At 43.8% G+C, this 13,108-nt stretch carries 13 protein-coding genes; 1 reads left to right on the forward strand and 12 read right to left on the reverse strand.

Features of this window, described 5'->3' with window-relative positions; all coding sequences use genetic code 11:
* Positions 1 to 108: 108 nt before the first annotated feature.
* From spoIIR to J2Y67_RS08950, 12 genes are all read right to left on the reverse strand, one after another.
* Complete coding sequence (gene spoIIR / locus J2Y67_RS08895) at positions 109 to 1,086, reverse strand: stage II sporulation protein R (RefSeq protein WP_310172997.1); 978 nt, start codon at positions 1,084 to 1,086, stop codon at positions 109 to 111.
* Positions 1,087 to 1,215: 129 nt separating this feature from the next.
* Complete coding sequence (gene prmC, locus J2Y67_RS08900; protein WP_310172999.1) at positions 1,216 to 2,070, reverse strand: peptide chain release factor N(5)-glutamine methyltransferase; 855 nt, start codon at positions 2,068 to 2,070, stop codon at positions 1,216 to 1,218.
* Complete coding sequence (prfA, locus tag J2Y67_RS08905; protein WP_310173002.1) at positions 2,063 to 3,136, reverse strand: peptide chain release factor 1; 1,074 nt, start codon at positions 3,134 to 3,136, stop codon at positions 2,063 to 2,065. Before prfA ends, prmC begins: the two co-directional genes overlap by 8 nt.
* 682 nt (positions 3,137 to 3,818) lie before the next feature.
* Complete coding sequence (locus J2Y67_RS08910; protein ID WP_310173004.1) at positions 3,819 to 4,265, reverse strand: hypothetical protein; 447 nt, start codon at positions 4,263 to 4,265, stop codon at positions 3,819 to 3,821.
* A 114-nt stretch (positions 4,266 to 4,379) separates the two neighbouring features.
* Positions 4,380 to 4,994 carry a thymidine kinase gene (locus tag J2Y67_RS08915; RefSeq protein WP_310173006.1) on the reverse strand — a complete coding sequence of 205 codons (615 nt, stop codon included), beginning with the start codon at positions 4,992 to 4,994 and terminating at the stop codon, positions 4,380 to 4,382.
* 134 nt (positions 4,995 to 5,128) lie between these two features.
* Positions 5,129 to 5,341 carry a 50S ribosomal protein L31 gene (gene rpmE / locus J2Y67_RS08920; RefSeq protein WP_310173007.1) on the reverse strand — a complete coding sequence of 71 codons (213 nt, stop codon included), beginning with the start codon at positions 5,339 to 5,341 and terminating at the stop codon, positions 5,129 to 5,131.
* 259 nt (positions 5,342 to 5,600) lie between these two features.
* Positions 5,601 to 6,866 carry a transcription termination factor Rho gene (rho, locus tag J2Y67_RS08925; RefSeq protein ID WP_310173157.1) on the reverse strand — a complete coding sequence of 422 codons (1,266 nt, stop codon included), beginning with the start codon at positions 6,864 to 6,866 and terminating at the stop codon, positions 5,601 to 5,603.
* A gap of 543 nt (positions 6,867 to 7,409) precedes the next feature.
* Positions 7,410 to 8,372, reverse strand: coding sequence for a class II fructose-bisphosphatase (gene glpX / locus J2Y67_RS08930; protein ID WP_310173010.1), 963 nt, complete (start codon positions 8,370 to 8,372; stop codon positions 7,410 to 7,412).
* 89 nt (positions 8,373 to 8,461) lie between these two features.
* Positions 8,462 to 9,748 (reverse strand): UDP-N-acetylglucosamine 1-carboxyvinyltransferase, encoded by a 1,287-nt coding sequence (locus tag J2Y67_RS08935; protein WP_310173013.1) that lies wholly within the window; start codon positions 9,746 to 9,748, stop codon positions 8,462 to 8,464.
* A 204-nt stretch (positions 9,749 to 9,952) separates the two neighbouring features.
* Positions 9,953 to 10,603: a fructose-6-phosphate aldolase gene (gene fsa / locus J2Y67_RS08940; protein ID WP_310173014.1), complete on the reverse strand. Its 651-nt coding sequence runs from the start codon at positions 10,601 to 10,603 to the stop codon at positions 9,953 to 9,955.
* Positions 10,604 to 10,751: 148 nt separating this feature from the next.
* On the reverse strand, positions 10,752 to 11,606 hold the full coding sequence (locus J2Y67_RS08945; protein WP_310173016.1) for a class II fructose-bisphosphate aldolase: 855 nt from the start codon (positions 11,604 to 11,606) through the stop codon (positions 10,752 to 10,754).
* A 232-nt stretch (positions 11,607 to 11,838) separates the two neighbouring features.
* Positions 11,839 to 12,210 (reverse strand): response regulator, encoded by a 372-nt coding sequence (locus J2Y67_RS08950; RefSeq protein ID WP_310173017.1) that lies wholly within the window; start codon positions 12,208 to 12,210, stop codon positions 11,839 to 11,841.
* 171 nt (positions 12,211 to 12,381) lie between these two features.
* On the opposite strand from J2Y67_RS08950, the gene J2Y67_RS08955 reads away from it, so the two are divergent.
* On the forward strand, positions 12,382 to 12,903 hold the full coding sequence (locus J2Y67_RS08955) for a DUF2529 domain-containing protein (protein ID WP_310173019.1): 522 nt from the start codon (positions 12,382 to 12,384) through the stop codon (positions 12,901 to 12,903).
* Positions 12,904 to 13,108 lie beyond the last annotated feature (205 nt).

The raw sequence follows: 13,108 nt of genomic DNA on the forward strand, positions 1-13,108 counted from the left end.
TAAGTAAATCAAAAACGTTTTTTTAATCCAACCTATTTTAATGACAAAAGGTTTGCGTAGCTCCGCCCCTTTACCACGAAAAAGAACCCTTTCCCCTGGAAAGAGTTCTTATTCAAAAAGCTTTTTCCACAATTCTACGACGAAAAATTTTACTTGGACCGGATCTTCGTCTTGAGAGGTGTAAACAGGTGCTTCCTTCGTAGTTTCTGTTTTGGACTCCGGCTGCTCCGGATTGCTTACGTTTACTGACTTGTCCTCATTACTTCTAGTAGTAGTTTCAGACTTTTGCTCTTTATGACTTGGAGCTGTAACAGTTTTTCCCTCAACATTACTAGCAGTCGCAACAGACTTTTCTTCAACATCACTAGTACCTGTAACTTGCTTTTCCTCAACCTTTCTAGCTGGTGCCACAGAACTTTGCTTAGTTTCAGTGAATTCTTGGTCCTCGTCACTGCCAGCTGCTACAGCCTTTTGCTCTTCTCCATTATCCACTGCTTCCGGTTGCACTTCTTTACTAGTTTTCTCCGAATCCTTTTGAACTTCCGACTCCGATTTCACCTTTTCATCAAACCCATCGCTGACCGCGACTCCATTTGAAAAATCAAGAAAGCATAATGGTGGATATAGCACACACCACCAATTCGCGCCCTTCCCTTCACCCAAAGTGATTAATATCGCTTGATACTCACCTGCAGGATACAAAAACTCACCGTATAATTTCGTTGGAAACTGAACCTTTCCGAACTCTACGTGAACTGATTGATTCGAACCTTTATCCGCCACTGTTTTTTCCGCAATCGCCTGAATTTCCGGCAACTTCGACTTAATCACCGTTTTCGCCTTTTTAATCGAAGTTAAATCCTTCACCCAAACCGTGATTTTCGCATTCACCGCATCACGCACATCACGCTTGAGCTGCTGGTCAGACGGCTTGTCGCTGTTGGCAAGAATCCTTAGCCGGATCGCTTCCCCCGGAATCACCACCGACTCCTTCGCCATCGCTTCATTCTTTGGTATATATAAACTTAATATCGTTCCAAACGATAAAATTAATAGGTACGCCCAAACCAATGTTTTACTACGCATTCCTTAGCACCGTCCCTTCGATATCCTCATTGTGGACAGAAACTAAGAATCTTAAACTAGTAATTTTATAATATTTTTCAAAACTAGGGGTCTGACCCCCAGTGAAGTAAAGCGTTAACGCACTGGGGGTCAGACCCCTTTTTTAATTTCCGCAAACACCATACGGTCCTTGCCGTTGATATCATTGACAATTTCCACTTTTACTTCTTGAAAGGCTTTTTGAAAAAGCTCGGCTACTGCTTTGCCCTGACCGGCCCCAATTTCAAATCCAACTAGTGCGACCGGTGCTAGAACACGCGGCAGTTCCACCATAAAGCGGCGGTAAAAATCCAAGCCATCCTCCCCGGCAAACAACGCCCGGTGCGGCTCATGTTCTGTTACCACCTCTGACATCGTGGTTATATCGCCAACAGGAATATACGGCGGATTGGAAATCACGACATCGAGCGTTTCCTGGAAAGGCTGAAGCAAGTCTCCCAGATAAAATTCGACGTTCGCCCCAAGCCGGCTGGCATTTCCCTTTGCCACTTCCAGTGAATCCTCGGCAATATCGGAGGCAAATACTTGTAAAGAGGGCGCTTCAAGCTTTAGCGTAATCGCAATTGCGCCGCTTCCCGTCCCGATATCCGCGAGCCTTTTTGGTCCTTCAGGCAGCCTCTTTACTCTTTTCAACGTTTCGTAAACAAGCTCCTCCGTTTCCGGCCTAGGGATCAAAACCGCTTCATTAACGATAAACGTTCTGCCATAAAACTCCTCTGAGCCAATGATATATTGGATTGGTGTGCCTTTGACATGTTCGTGGACTGATTTTTCAAAGACATCCCAAACATTCGGCGCTAGGTCCTCTCTTACATTCGCAAACAGCTGCGCCCGTGACATTCCGGTAAAATGCCGCATCAGCAGTTCCCCGGCATTCTCGTCCCGGTTTGATTTTTTTAAAAAAGAAGAAGCCCATTTGAGAGCTTCGTAAATTTTTTTACTCATTTGCCGCATTTTCCAATCTTCTTGCCTGGTCATCTAGAATTAAGGCATCAATGATTTCTTCGAGCTTGCCTTCAATAATTTGATCTAGCTTTTGAATCGTTAAACCAATGCGGTGGTCCGTTACACGATTTTGCGGATAGTTATACGTACGAATCCGTTCTGAACGGTCTCCGGTACCAACCGCCGATTTCCTTGCTTGATCTAATTCTGCTTGTGCTTCCTGTTGGAATTTATCATACACACGTGCCCGTAAGATCTTCATCGCTTTGTCCTTGTTTTTATGCTGAGATCTTTCGTCCTGGCTCGTTGCAACGATCCCTGTCGGAATATGGGTTAAACGAACGGCTGACATTGTAGTGTTAACGCTCTGTCCGCCGGCGCCGCTTGATGCGAAGGTATCAAAGCGGATATCCTTATCACTAATTTCAATATCAAATTCTTCTGCTTCCGGAAGGCAGGCAACAGTTGATGTAGACGTATGAATACGACCGCCGGATTCGGTTTCCGGAACACGTTGCACGCGGTGTGCGCCGTTTTCGTATTTTAATTTCGAATAAGCACCTGTTCCTGAAATCATAAAAATAATCTCTTTATAGCCGCCAAGCCCTGTTTCGTTGGCATCAATTACCTCTGTTTTCCAGCCTTGTGATTCAGCGTAGCGGCTGTACATGCGGTAAAGGGTGCCGGCAAATAATGCCGCTTCTTCTCCGCCCGCAGCACCGCGGATTTCCATAATGACGTTTTTGTCATCGTTTGGATCCTTTGGAATGAGAAGAATTCTAAGTTTTTCTTCAAATTCTTCTACTTGCGCTTCAAGGTCATTCACCTCTTCTTTAACCATTTCGCGCATGTCGGCATCGAGTTTGTCCTCGAGCATCGCTTTTGCATCTTGAAGCTGTTCTTTTGCTTCTTTATATTGGCGATAGGTTTGTACGGTTTCTTGTATATCAGATTGTTCCTTTGAATATTCACGCAGTTTTTTTGGATCATTAATAATTTCCGGATCGCTCAAAAGTTCATTCAACTTTTCATAACGATCTTCAACGGATTGAAGACGATCAAACACAGTTACTTCACCTCAAATTTTAGTCCATAACATTCTAATTATAGTATAGGTGATTTGCACGCGTCAAAACCAAATATTACGGGAAAAATTTGTGATGGATTTTTTGGGGTTGGTTGTTTACAATATTTTAATTAGATTTCCAGCTCATCTTGTCGCTTGTCGAGCTTATACCGACACTTTTACCCGACTTCCAACCGGTTTTGTCGCCTATCCCTCTCATACACGACACTTTTTTCCCGGCTTCCAACTAATTTTGTCGCCTATCCCTCTCATACACGACACTTTTTGCTCGGCTTCCACTCGGTTTTGTCGCCTATCCCGCTCATACGCGACACTTTTACCCGACTTCCAACCGGTTTTGTCGCCTATCCCGCTTATACGCGACACTTTTACCCGGCTTCCACTCGGTTTTGTCGCCTATCCCGCTTATACGCGACACTTTTACCCGGCTTCCAACCGATTTTGTCGCCTATCCCTCTCATACGCGACACTTTTACCCGGCTTCCAACCGATTTTGTCGCCTATCCCTCTCATACGCGACACTTTTACCCGACTTCCAACCGGTTTTGTCGCCTATCCCTCTCATACGCGACACTTTTACCCGACTTCCAACCGATTTTGTCGCCTAACCCCTCCATCAACCCCCAAACCATAAAAAAACATGCCCTAAAATCAGAGCATGTTATCTGCGGTCTTCCTGAACCCGTACCTCAATATTGTAACGCGGCAGGGCCTGGACCAGTTTCTTATGAAGGCGTGCTTCCGCATTCTCTCGCTGCTGATCATTCAGCATGCCTTTTTTATACACATTCACCCACATCCGGTCACCATTAATCCAAACCGAATCCGTTCTGAATTCATGCGTATCCTGAATAACCTTTTTCGCCTTACCTACATCAATCCCGGTGTCCTGGCCGCCCCCGGTTCCACGGGTACTCGTACCCTCCAGGTTAAGAAAATTCGGATTCTGATTTTGAACATCCTGTCCTACCAGGGGTTTTTTATAGTTATTTGCCATTTGATTCGGAGCACTGCGATCCTTGCGCAAATCATATTTCGTGTCATTCGTCGCCTGGCAGCCGCCAACAAAAAGCATAAGCAATAAGGAAGGAACAATAAACTTTCTCAATGTTTACACCTCCATTACTATCATTCCCAAGCCCAGTCTAACTTCTCAAGAGAATTCTTTCCATTCAGCAAAAAACGGGTGGCGCCTGGCACCCCCGTTTTTTGTCGAATATATTTACATTTTTGAAGCTGCTTCTCCCTGTTCACGATAGGCGTTTTTTGGGACTTCGTGGTGGTGACGGCAGCGTGGTTCGTAAGCTTCAGATGCACCAACCAGGATGATGGGGTCGTGGTAGGATGCAGGCAGGCCGTCGATTAGGCGCTGGGTTCGACTAGATGGGGAACCGCAGACGGTGCAGACGGCTTGCAGTTTTGTGACGTGTTCAGCGATGGCCAAAAGGTCTGGGACCTGTCCAAAGGGTTCGCCGCGGAAATCCATGTCAAGACCGGCGACGATCACACGATGACCACTGTCGGCTAGCTGCTGAACAATCCGAACGATTCCCTCATCAAAGAATTGGACTTCGTCGATCGCAATAATATCTACGTCTGCTTCGATATGGTGCAGAATTTCGATGGAGTGGGAAATGGACTTCGCAATAAAAGAAGAGCCATTATGGGAGACTACAGATTGCTCACTGTAGCGATTATCAATTTTGGGTTTAAATACAGCTATTTTTTGCTTGGCAAATTGAGCGCGTCTTACGCGACGGATCAATTCTTCTGACTTTCCAGAAAACATACTGCCACAGATAACCTCAACCCATCCGCTTTGTTTCATTACATACATAAAACGGTCTCTCCTTCCTAAAGCGCAAACCTTATCATATATTTATAAAAAATAAGTAGTCATATTCCATTATTTAGACATTCTTCGCAATAAAAAACAGGCAAGTCAAATTTCTCTTGCCTGTTAATGAGCTTTTATTGTTGCTGTTGCTTAAGGCCGTATTTTTTGTTGAAACGGTCAACACGTCCGCCAGCTTCAGCGAATTTTTGACGACCAGTGTAGAATGGATGGCATTCAGAACAAGTTTCAACACGGATTTCGTTTTTCACTGATCCAGTTTCAAACGTGTTTCCGCATGCACATGTCACCTTAACTGTTTTATAATTTGGATGAATTCCTGTTTTCATTTTTTTCAGCTCCTTCCGCCCTGAATCTTTCGAAACAGAGTTATCATAAGTGCTTGTCGTAAACAGGCACTTAAATACTTAAAACACACTGTACCCATTATAACAACGAGTGTTAACTTTTGCAAGCAAGGGTTTATGGCTGGTAAGAAAATATAAACTTTTCCAAGTTTATACTTTCTTCCTGCGCATAAGTGCATCTACGCCTCATGAACCGCCTTTAGGGGCTCGCCACTCGACGAGCCTTTTTTGAAAAATCGCCCTATGAACGGCGGGACTTCAGTTCCTCACCCAGCTGTGCAAAAAATTCCTCGTTTGATTTCGTTTGTCTTAATTTTTTCAAGAAGCGCTCCGCAAAATCTGGTGAATCAGACATCGACTTGCGAATGGCCCATAGCTTATCCAAATGATCCTTAGGAAGAATAAGCTCTTCTTTCCGTGTACCGGAACGGCGGATATCGAGTGCAGGGAAAATCCGGCGCTCAGCAAGCGAACGATCAAGGTGCAGTTCCATATTACCGGTACCTTTAAATTCCTCATAAATAACGTCATCCATACGTGATCCAGTATCTACCAATGCCGTAGCTAAAATCGTTAAGCTTCCGCCCTCTTCGATATTACGAGCGGCACCAAAGAAACGCTTCGGACGGTGGAAAGCAGCTGGATCGATACCACCGGATAAAGTTCTTCCGCTTGGCGGAATCACCAAGTTGTAGGCACGAGCGAGACGAGTAATACTATCCATCAAAATGACCACATCGCGTTTGTGCTCAACCAGGCGCATTGCACGGTCTAACACAAGCTCGGCCACTTTAATATGATTTTCCGGTACTTCATCAAAAGTGGAACTGACCACATCGCCGGCAACGGAACGTTCGATGTCGGTTACTTCTTCCGGACGTTCATCAATGAGCAAGACAATTAATTCCACTTCCGGATGATTGGTCGTGATACTGTTGGCGATTTCTTTTAACAGCATCGTTTTACCAGCCTTTGGCGGAGCGACAATCAAGCCCCTTTGGCCAAAGCCGACCGGTGCGACTAAATCCATAATTCTTGTTGAAAGAGATTTTGGGGTTGTTTCAAGCTTCATCTGTCTATCTGGATACAGAGGAGTTAAGGCTGGAAAATAAACGCGTTCCTTCGCGGATTCCGGGTCTTCCCCATTTACAGCTTCTACATGTAATAACCCGTAATACCGTTCATTTTCTTTTGGAGGACGAACCTTACCTGAAACCTTATCACCATTCCGAAGATCGAAACGGCGGATTTGTGATGCTGAAATGTAGATATCCTCTGAGCTTGGCGAATAATTAATCGGCCGAAGGAATCCAAATCCTTCTGACTGGATAATTTCGAGAACACCTTCCATGAAAAAATAACCCTGCTGTTCGGCACGAGCTTTGAGGATGGCAAAAATTAATTCTTTTTTCGTTAATTTGCTGTAGTAGGTCACTTTATATTCGCGCGCAAGCTCATAAAGCTCCTTCAACTTCATGTTTTCTAAACTTGATATTGTTAAGTCCATTTGTACACCACTCTTTGATATTTTCATCCGCAGGTAATATTAATATTAATAAAATCGGCGGGGAATTGTTATGATTTTCTTCACACCAATTTGAGTTATATGTGATTGGAGGATAAGAAAGTAAATGAAGAAATGAATAGAATTGTAGAAAGTTTTGTGTCTAAAACAATTTCTATTGTACCCCCTTTATAAAAAATTAATCAACTATTATTTCAAATTGGAAAATTTTAGAGGGGATTTTAAGTAAGGCTGTGTTAAATTAGTCTGTTGATTTGCGCTCCAGGCACTTCGCTTTCCGCGGGCGGTACGGGGAGTCTCCTCGGCGCTTAAGCGCCTGCGGGGTCTCCCCTGCCCCGTATTCCCGCAGGACATTGAATTACACCCTTGAATCCGCCCACGCACGAAGGAAATGCGATAGCATTTTCGAGGAGTCTCGTGCCTTCCGCTCCAATCAACTTAGTTGAAAAGCAACAATTCCCTTTAACACAGCCTTTAGAAAAGAGACTAGATCGAATGCGATCCAGCCTCCCTACTATATTTTTATTATTTAATGACTAAATGCGGTTTCTTTTTCAAACTATGCCGGCCATCGATGAATCTGACTGTTCCTGATTTTGCCCGCATAACGACAGAATGGGTAGAACCATGAGATCCTTTAAATTGAACACCGCGCAATAATTCGCCGTCTGTTACACCGGTCGCAGCAAAAATCGCGTCATCGCCCTTCACAAGGTCCTCCATGCGAAGAACTTTGTTGACATCAAGCCCCATTTTTATACAGCGTTCGATTTCCGCATCGTTTTGCGGAACCAATTTTCCCATCAGCTCGCCGCCAAGGCATTTTAGGGCTACAGCAGAGATAACCCCTTCTGGTGCACCGCCGGAACCGAATAGAATGTCCACACCGGTGTTATCAAAAGCCGTATTGATCGCTCCTGCAACATCGCCGTCGTTAATCAATTTGATTCTAGCGCCAGCTTCGCGAAGCTGTTGAATAATATGTTCGTGGCGCGGACGATTTAAAACCGTTGCCACTACGTCTTCAATATCTTTATTTTTCGCTTTGGCAACTGCCTTTAAATTGTCCAAAACGGATGCATTAATATCGACAAGACCAACTGCTTCCGGTCCCACCGCAATTTTCTCCATGTACATATCCGGTGCATGAAGAAGGTTTCCATGGTCGGCAACCGCTAGAACGGCTAAGGCATTCCAGCCGCCTGATGCTAAAATATTGGTTCCTTCAAGCGGGTCGACTGCGATATCAACACGCGGTCCAAAACCATTTCCGAGCTTTTCGCCGATATACAGCATCGGTGCCTCGTCCATTTCTCCTTCGCCAATGACTACGGTTCCCTTCATTGGCACGGTGTCAAACACATCACGCATTGCAGTGGTTGCAGCACCGTCTGCATCGTCTTTTTTTCCACGGCCCATCCAGCGCGCAGAGGCAAGTGCCGCTGCTTCTGTTACACGGACAAGTTCCATTGATAAACTTCTTTCCATTAGTTCCATCCCCCAATTCTCTCACCCGAGAGCTGCCTATGTTGTGTACTAGTACTGTAAGTTTCTTGTTCCAATGGCCGAAAAATAAATCATGTATTCTTAAGCTGTTCTAATTCTTCCTTCGTTAACGCTTCCCGCCAAACCGTTGCCCCGAGACCATTTAATTTTTCAACCAAGTCGCTGTAACCGCGGTCGATGTGCTCCAGTCCGGTTACTTCCGTAATCCCTTCCGCCATCAGACCGGCGATGAAAAGGGCTGCCCCCGCTCTCAAGTCACTTGCCTTCACTTTAGCTCCCTGAAGCTGGACAGGACCGTTAATAATCGCAGAACGTCCTTCTACCTTAATGTTGGCATTCATTCTTCTTAACTCATCAATATGTTTAAAACGGGCACCATAAATGGTATCGGTTACAACACTCGATCCAGTAGCCTTGGTTAAGAGCGTCGTAAACGGCTGCTGCAAATCGGTTGGAAATCCAGGATAGACGAGTGTTTTAATATCCACCGTCTTCAGATTGGAAGCACCCGAGACAAACACCTGATCATCGCCGGATTCGATTTGAACACCCATTTCCCGCAGCTTAGCAATTAATGATTCCAAGTGCTGCGGAATTACATTATCAATGAGAACACCATCGCCGACAGCTGCGGCTAAAATCATATAGGTTCCCGCTTCAATCCGGTCTGGAATAATCGTATGACGACAGCCATGGAGACTGTCAACGCCATCAATCCGGATGACATCGGTTCCGGCACCCTTAATTTTCGCCCCCATGTTTGTTAACAAGGTTGCGACATCAATGATTTCCGGCTCCTTCGCCGCATTTTCAATGATGGTCCGCCCTTTTGCCCGAACAGCAGCGAGCATGATATTAATAGTCGCACCGACACTGACAACATCAAGGTAGATTCGCGCCCCGCGGAGCTCGTCCGCCCGTAAATAAATGGCCCCTTGTTCATTCGTGATACTGGCACCCAATGCTTCAAACCCTTTAATATGCTGATCAATCGGGCGCGGGCCTAGATGGCAGCCTCCTGGAAGACCAATGACTGCTTTTTTAAAACGGCCCAGCATCGCACCCATCAAATAATAGGATGCACGAAGCTTTTTAACCTTCCCGTTTGGCAGTGGCATCGATATCATTTTCGATGGATCGATGGTCATTTCATCCTCTGACAGCTGAACCTTTCCGCCAATTTCCTCAAGCAAGTCTTTAAGAATGTCTACATCCGAAATTTGTGGCAATCCTTCAATGGTTACTGGTGATTCCGCCAAAATGGTTGCCGGAATAAGGGCAACAGCGCTGTTTTTAGCTCCACTAATCCTAACGGTACCGCGCAGTGGGTAACCGCCCGCAATCTTTAGCTTTTCCATTTTCGACTCCCTTCTAAGCCTTTCTCACGTCATTTGTATGGGTCGACAACTTTTATTTTTCACCAATTATATCTTTAGGTATATTTTTCCAACACCAAAAGGCATTTTCCGACAGCTTGTCTATCCTCTAGTTTACACGAAAATTCTATTTTCATGTATGAATATAAAAAAAAGTTACAGTAAATTATTGGAAATTTCACCAACTTACGCGTTGGAACGGGCATTCCAATCCTTTAAGAAGGCTTCAATTCCTTTATCGGTTAACGGGTGGTGGAATAAGCCCATCAATACTTTATAAGGAATCGTCGCAATATGCGCCCCTCTTAAGGCCGCTTCGGTTACGTGAATTGGGTTGCGGATCGATGCTGCAATGATTTCAGTCTCAAGACCGTGTACAGCAAAGATTTCTGCAATCTGTGAAACAAGGTCTAATCCTACTTGACCGATATCATCCAATCTTCCGAGAAATGGTGAAACATAGGTAGCGCCTGCTCTAGCTGCCAAAAGTGCTTGATTGGCATTGAAAATCAACGTTACATTTGTTTTAATGCCTTCCTGTGAAAAAGCATGGACTGCTTTTAAACCGTCCGGTGTCATTGGAACTTTAATCGTTACATTTGGGGCGATGGCTGCTAGTTCTTTCCCCTCGCGAATCATCCCTTCTGCGTCAAGGGCAATAACTTCCGCACTTACCGAACCAGGAACGAGGTTAGCAATTTCTCTAATCCGATCAGGAAATGAAATATTTCCTTCTTTTGCGACAAGCGATGGATTTGTCGTTACACCTGAAAGTAAACCAAGCTCATGTACTTCACGGATTTCGTCTAGATTTGCTGTATCAATAAAAAATTTCACAACGTTTCCCTCCAATTTTTCGATGAATTTCGGCAAAATTTTCAGTTTTTGTCGAACACACTGAAACCGCCCTCTTTGGGAAGGGCGGTTTCGCTTTCATTGACAATCGTACACTATTTCAATAGCCTATTTCAAGCGCTGTACTCGATTAGGCTTTTTGAGATGAACCAAATTCACGCATTTTGCCAATAACCGTTTCTTTAATCGCATCGCGTGCTGGTCCTAAGTATTTACGTGGGTCATATTCATTTGGTTTTGCTGCTAATACTTCGCGAACGACTTTCGCAGAAGCAATTTGGTTTTCTGTATTTACATTAATTTTCGCCGTTCCAAGCGAAATCGATTTTTGAATATCTTTTGTTGGAATTCCAGTACCGCCATGAAGAACTAACGGTACACCTGCAAGGTTGCCGATTTCTTCCATTTCCTTGAATCCAAGGTTTGGTTCACCTTTGTAAGGGCCATGAACAGAACCTAAAGCAGGAGCAAGGCAATCAATACCTGTACGTTTCACTAATTGGACACACTCATTTGCATCCGCATAAATAATGCTGCCGGAAACATCATCTTCCTGGCCGCCGACTGTTCCAAGCTCAGCTTCAACCGAAATACCTTTTGAATGAGCATACTCTACTACTTTAGAAGTTGTAGCAACATTTTCTTCAAATGGATCGTGTGAAGCGTCAATCATTACAGAAGTGAAGCCTGCATCGATTGCTTCTTTACATTTGTCAAAGCTAGAACCGTGGTCAAGGTGAATCGCAACCGGAACGGTAATATTGTAATCTTCCATTAGACCTTCTACCATTTTTACAACGGTTTTGAATCCGCCGATATAACGGCCTGCACCCTCAGAAACACCAAGAATAACCGGTGATTTTTCTGTTTCGGCAGCTTGAAGAATTGCTTGAGTAAATTCTAAGTTATTAATGTTAAATTGCCCAACAGCATAGCCTTCTGCTTTTGCTTTTTTGAGCATTTCAGTCATAGAAACTAAAGGCATTTTTCTTCCTCCTTAATTTAGGATGGCAACTTTCGCAATAAACTTTCCATATAAAGGTTTTCCCTCTATTTTAAGGATTATGTATGTTACGAAAAGTTTTAACCACCAGAAAAAGTTCATATGTATCATATCAAAAAGCAGGAGGAATTACCATTAATCTAGCCCAATTTTTAAAACTGTCACAATGAAAGCGCGAACAATATTAGTACAGTTTTTTAGTATAATAATAGGGTTATTTCGCTTTTTGCGGCATGTGTTTCTTCACTGCAGCCCTGATGTCATCAATATCAAACGGCTTTGCAAAATGGGTGATAGCTCCAAGGTCTTTCGCCTCTTGAATCATGTCCAATTCACCGTAAGCAGTCATGATGATGACGCGAATTTCCGGGTCAATCACTTTCATTCTTTTTAAAATTTCAATTCCGTCCATTCCTGGGATTTTCATATCTAAGAGAACGAGATCTGGGTCATGCTTTTTTACAATATCAAGGGCCTGAATGCCATTAGCTGCCTGATAAGTTTGATACCCTTCCTTTTGTAATACCTCATTAAGTAAAATTCGAATTCCAAACTGATCGTCTACGATTAATATTTTTTCTTTCATAACTCCACCTCTTCCCGTTTGATGTGTTTCTTTTTAAATATTATATCTTAGTTTAGTTCCATAAATAATTCTACATTTATTTTAAAATTCCTGCTAATTTCGATTGTGATTTAAGTTATTTTTGCATTTATGCAAAAAATAATATAATAGTCTCGAGAAGGAGTGGTCTTTATGTTAAAAATGTTCACTACCCAATTAACGGGTTTATTTAAAAGAATGGATGAAAAAGAGGAGTTTTCTTTTGAGGATGGGGCACGACTTTTGGCTCAGGCTCCTGTCGGCGATGGGTCCATTTACCTTGCGGGTTTTCGCGAGATGAAGGCGGTAGAGGCCGAAGCCTTGGAGGGTGCGGAGCCGCTTAAGGGTGCGAAGGTGGTGAGTGACTTGTCTTCACTAACTGATTCCGACCGAGTGTTGATTTTCACAAGGACTTCAGCGGATGAGGAGGCTGTTTTGCTTGCTGAAAAGCTTCAGGAAAAAGGAATTCCGTTTGTTGCGGTATCGAGTATCGGGGAAGAAGCGGGCCCGCTTGTGGAATTTGCGGATGTTCATATTGATTTGGGATTGAAAAAGGGATTATTGCCGGATGAATTCGGCGGGCGCTTTGGATATCCGTCCTCGATGGCCGGATTATTCGTCTATTACGGTCTTAAATTTACGATTGACGAGATTTTAGGGGAATATGAGGAGTAGTTTTGTGGCGGCCCGGTTATTTGGGTCGTTTTTATTTTCCAGTTTTGTGTTTTATTGCTCATTTCCAGAGTTTTATTTGCCACTTTTATCAATTTATTTGCCAAAACGCTAAAAAATACCAAGATTCAATAGTCCCCCCTATTTTGGACTATAAAATTATCCCAAAAAGCGAATCCACCATTTTAAAATTACCTTTTTCAATGTT

Source organism: Neobacillus niacini (genome assembly GCF_031456445.1).
Taxonomy (GTDB): domain Bacteria; phylum Bacillota; class Bacilli; order Bacillales; family Cytobacillaceae; genus Neobacillus; species Neobacillus niacini_I.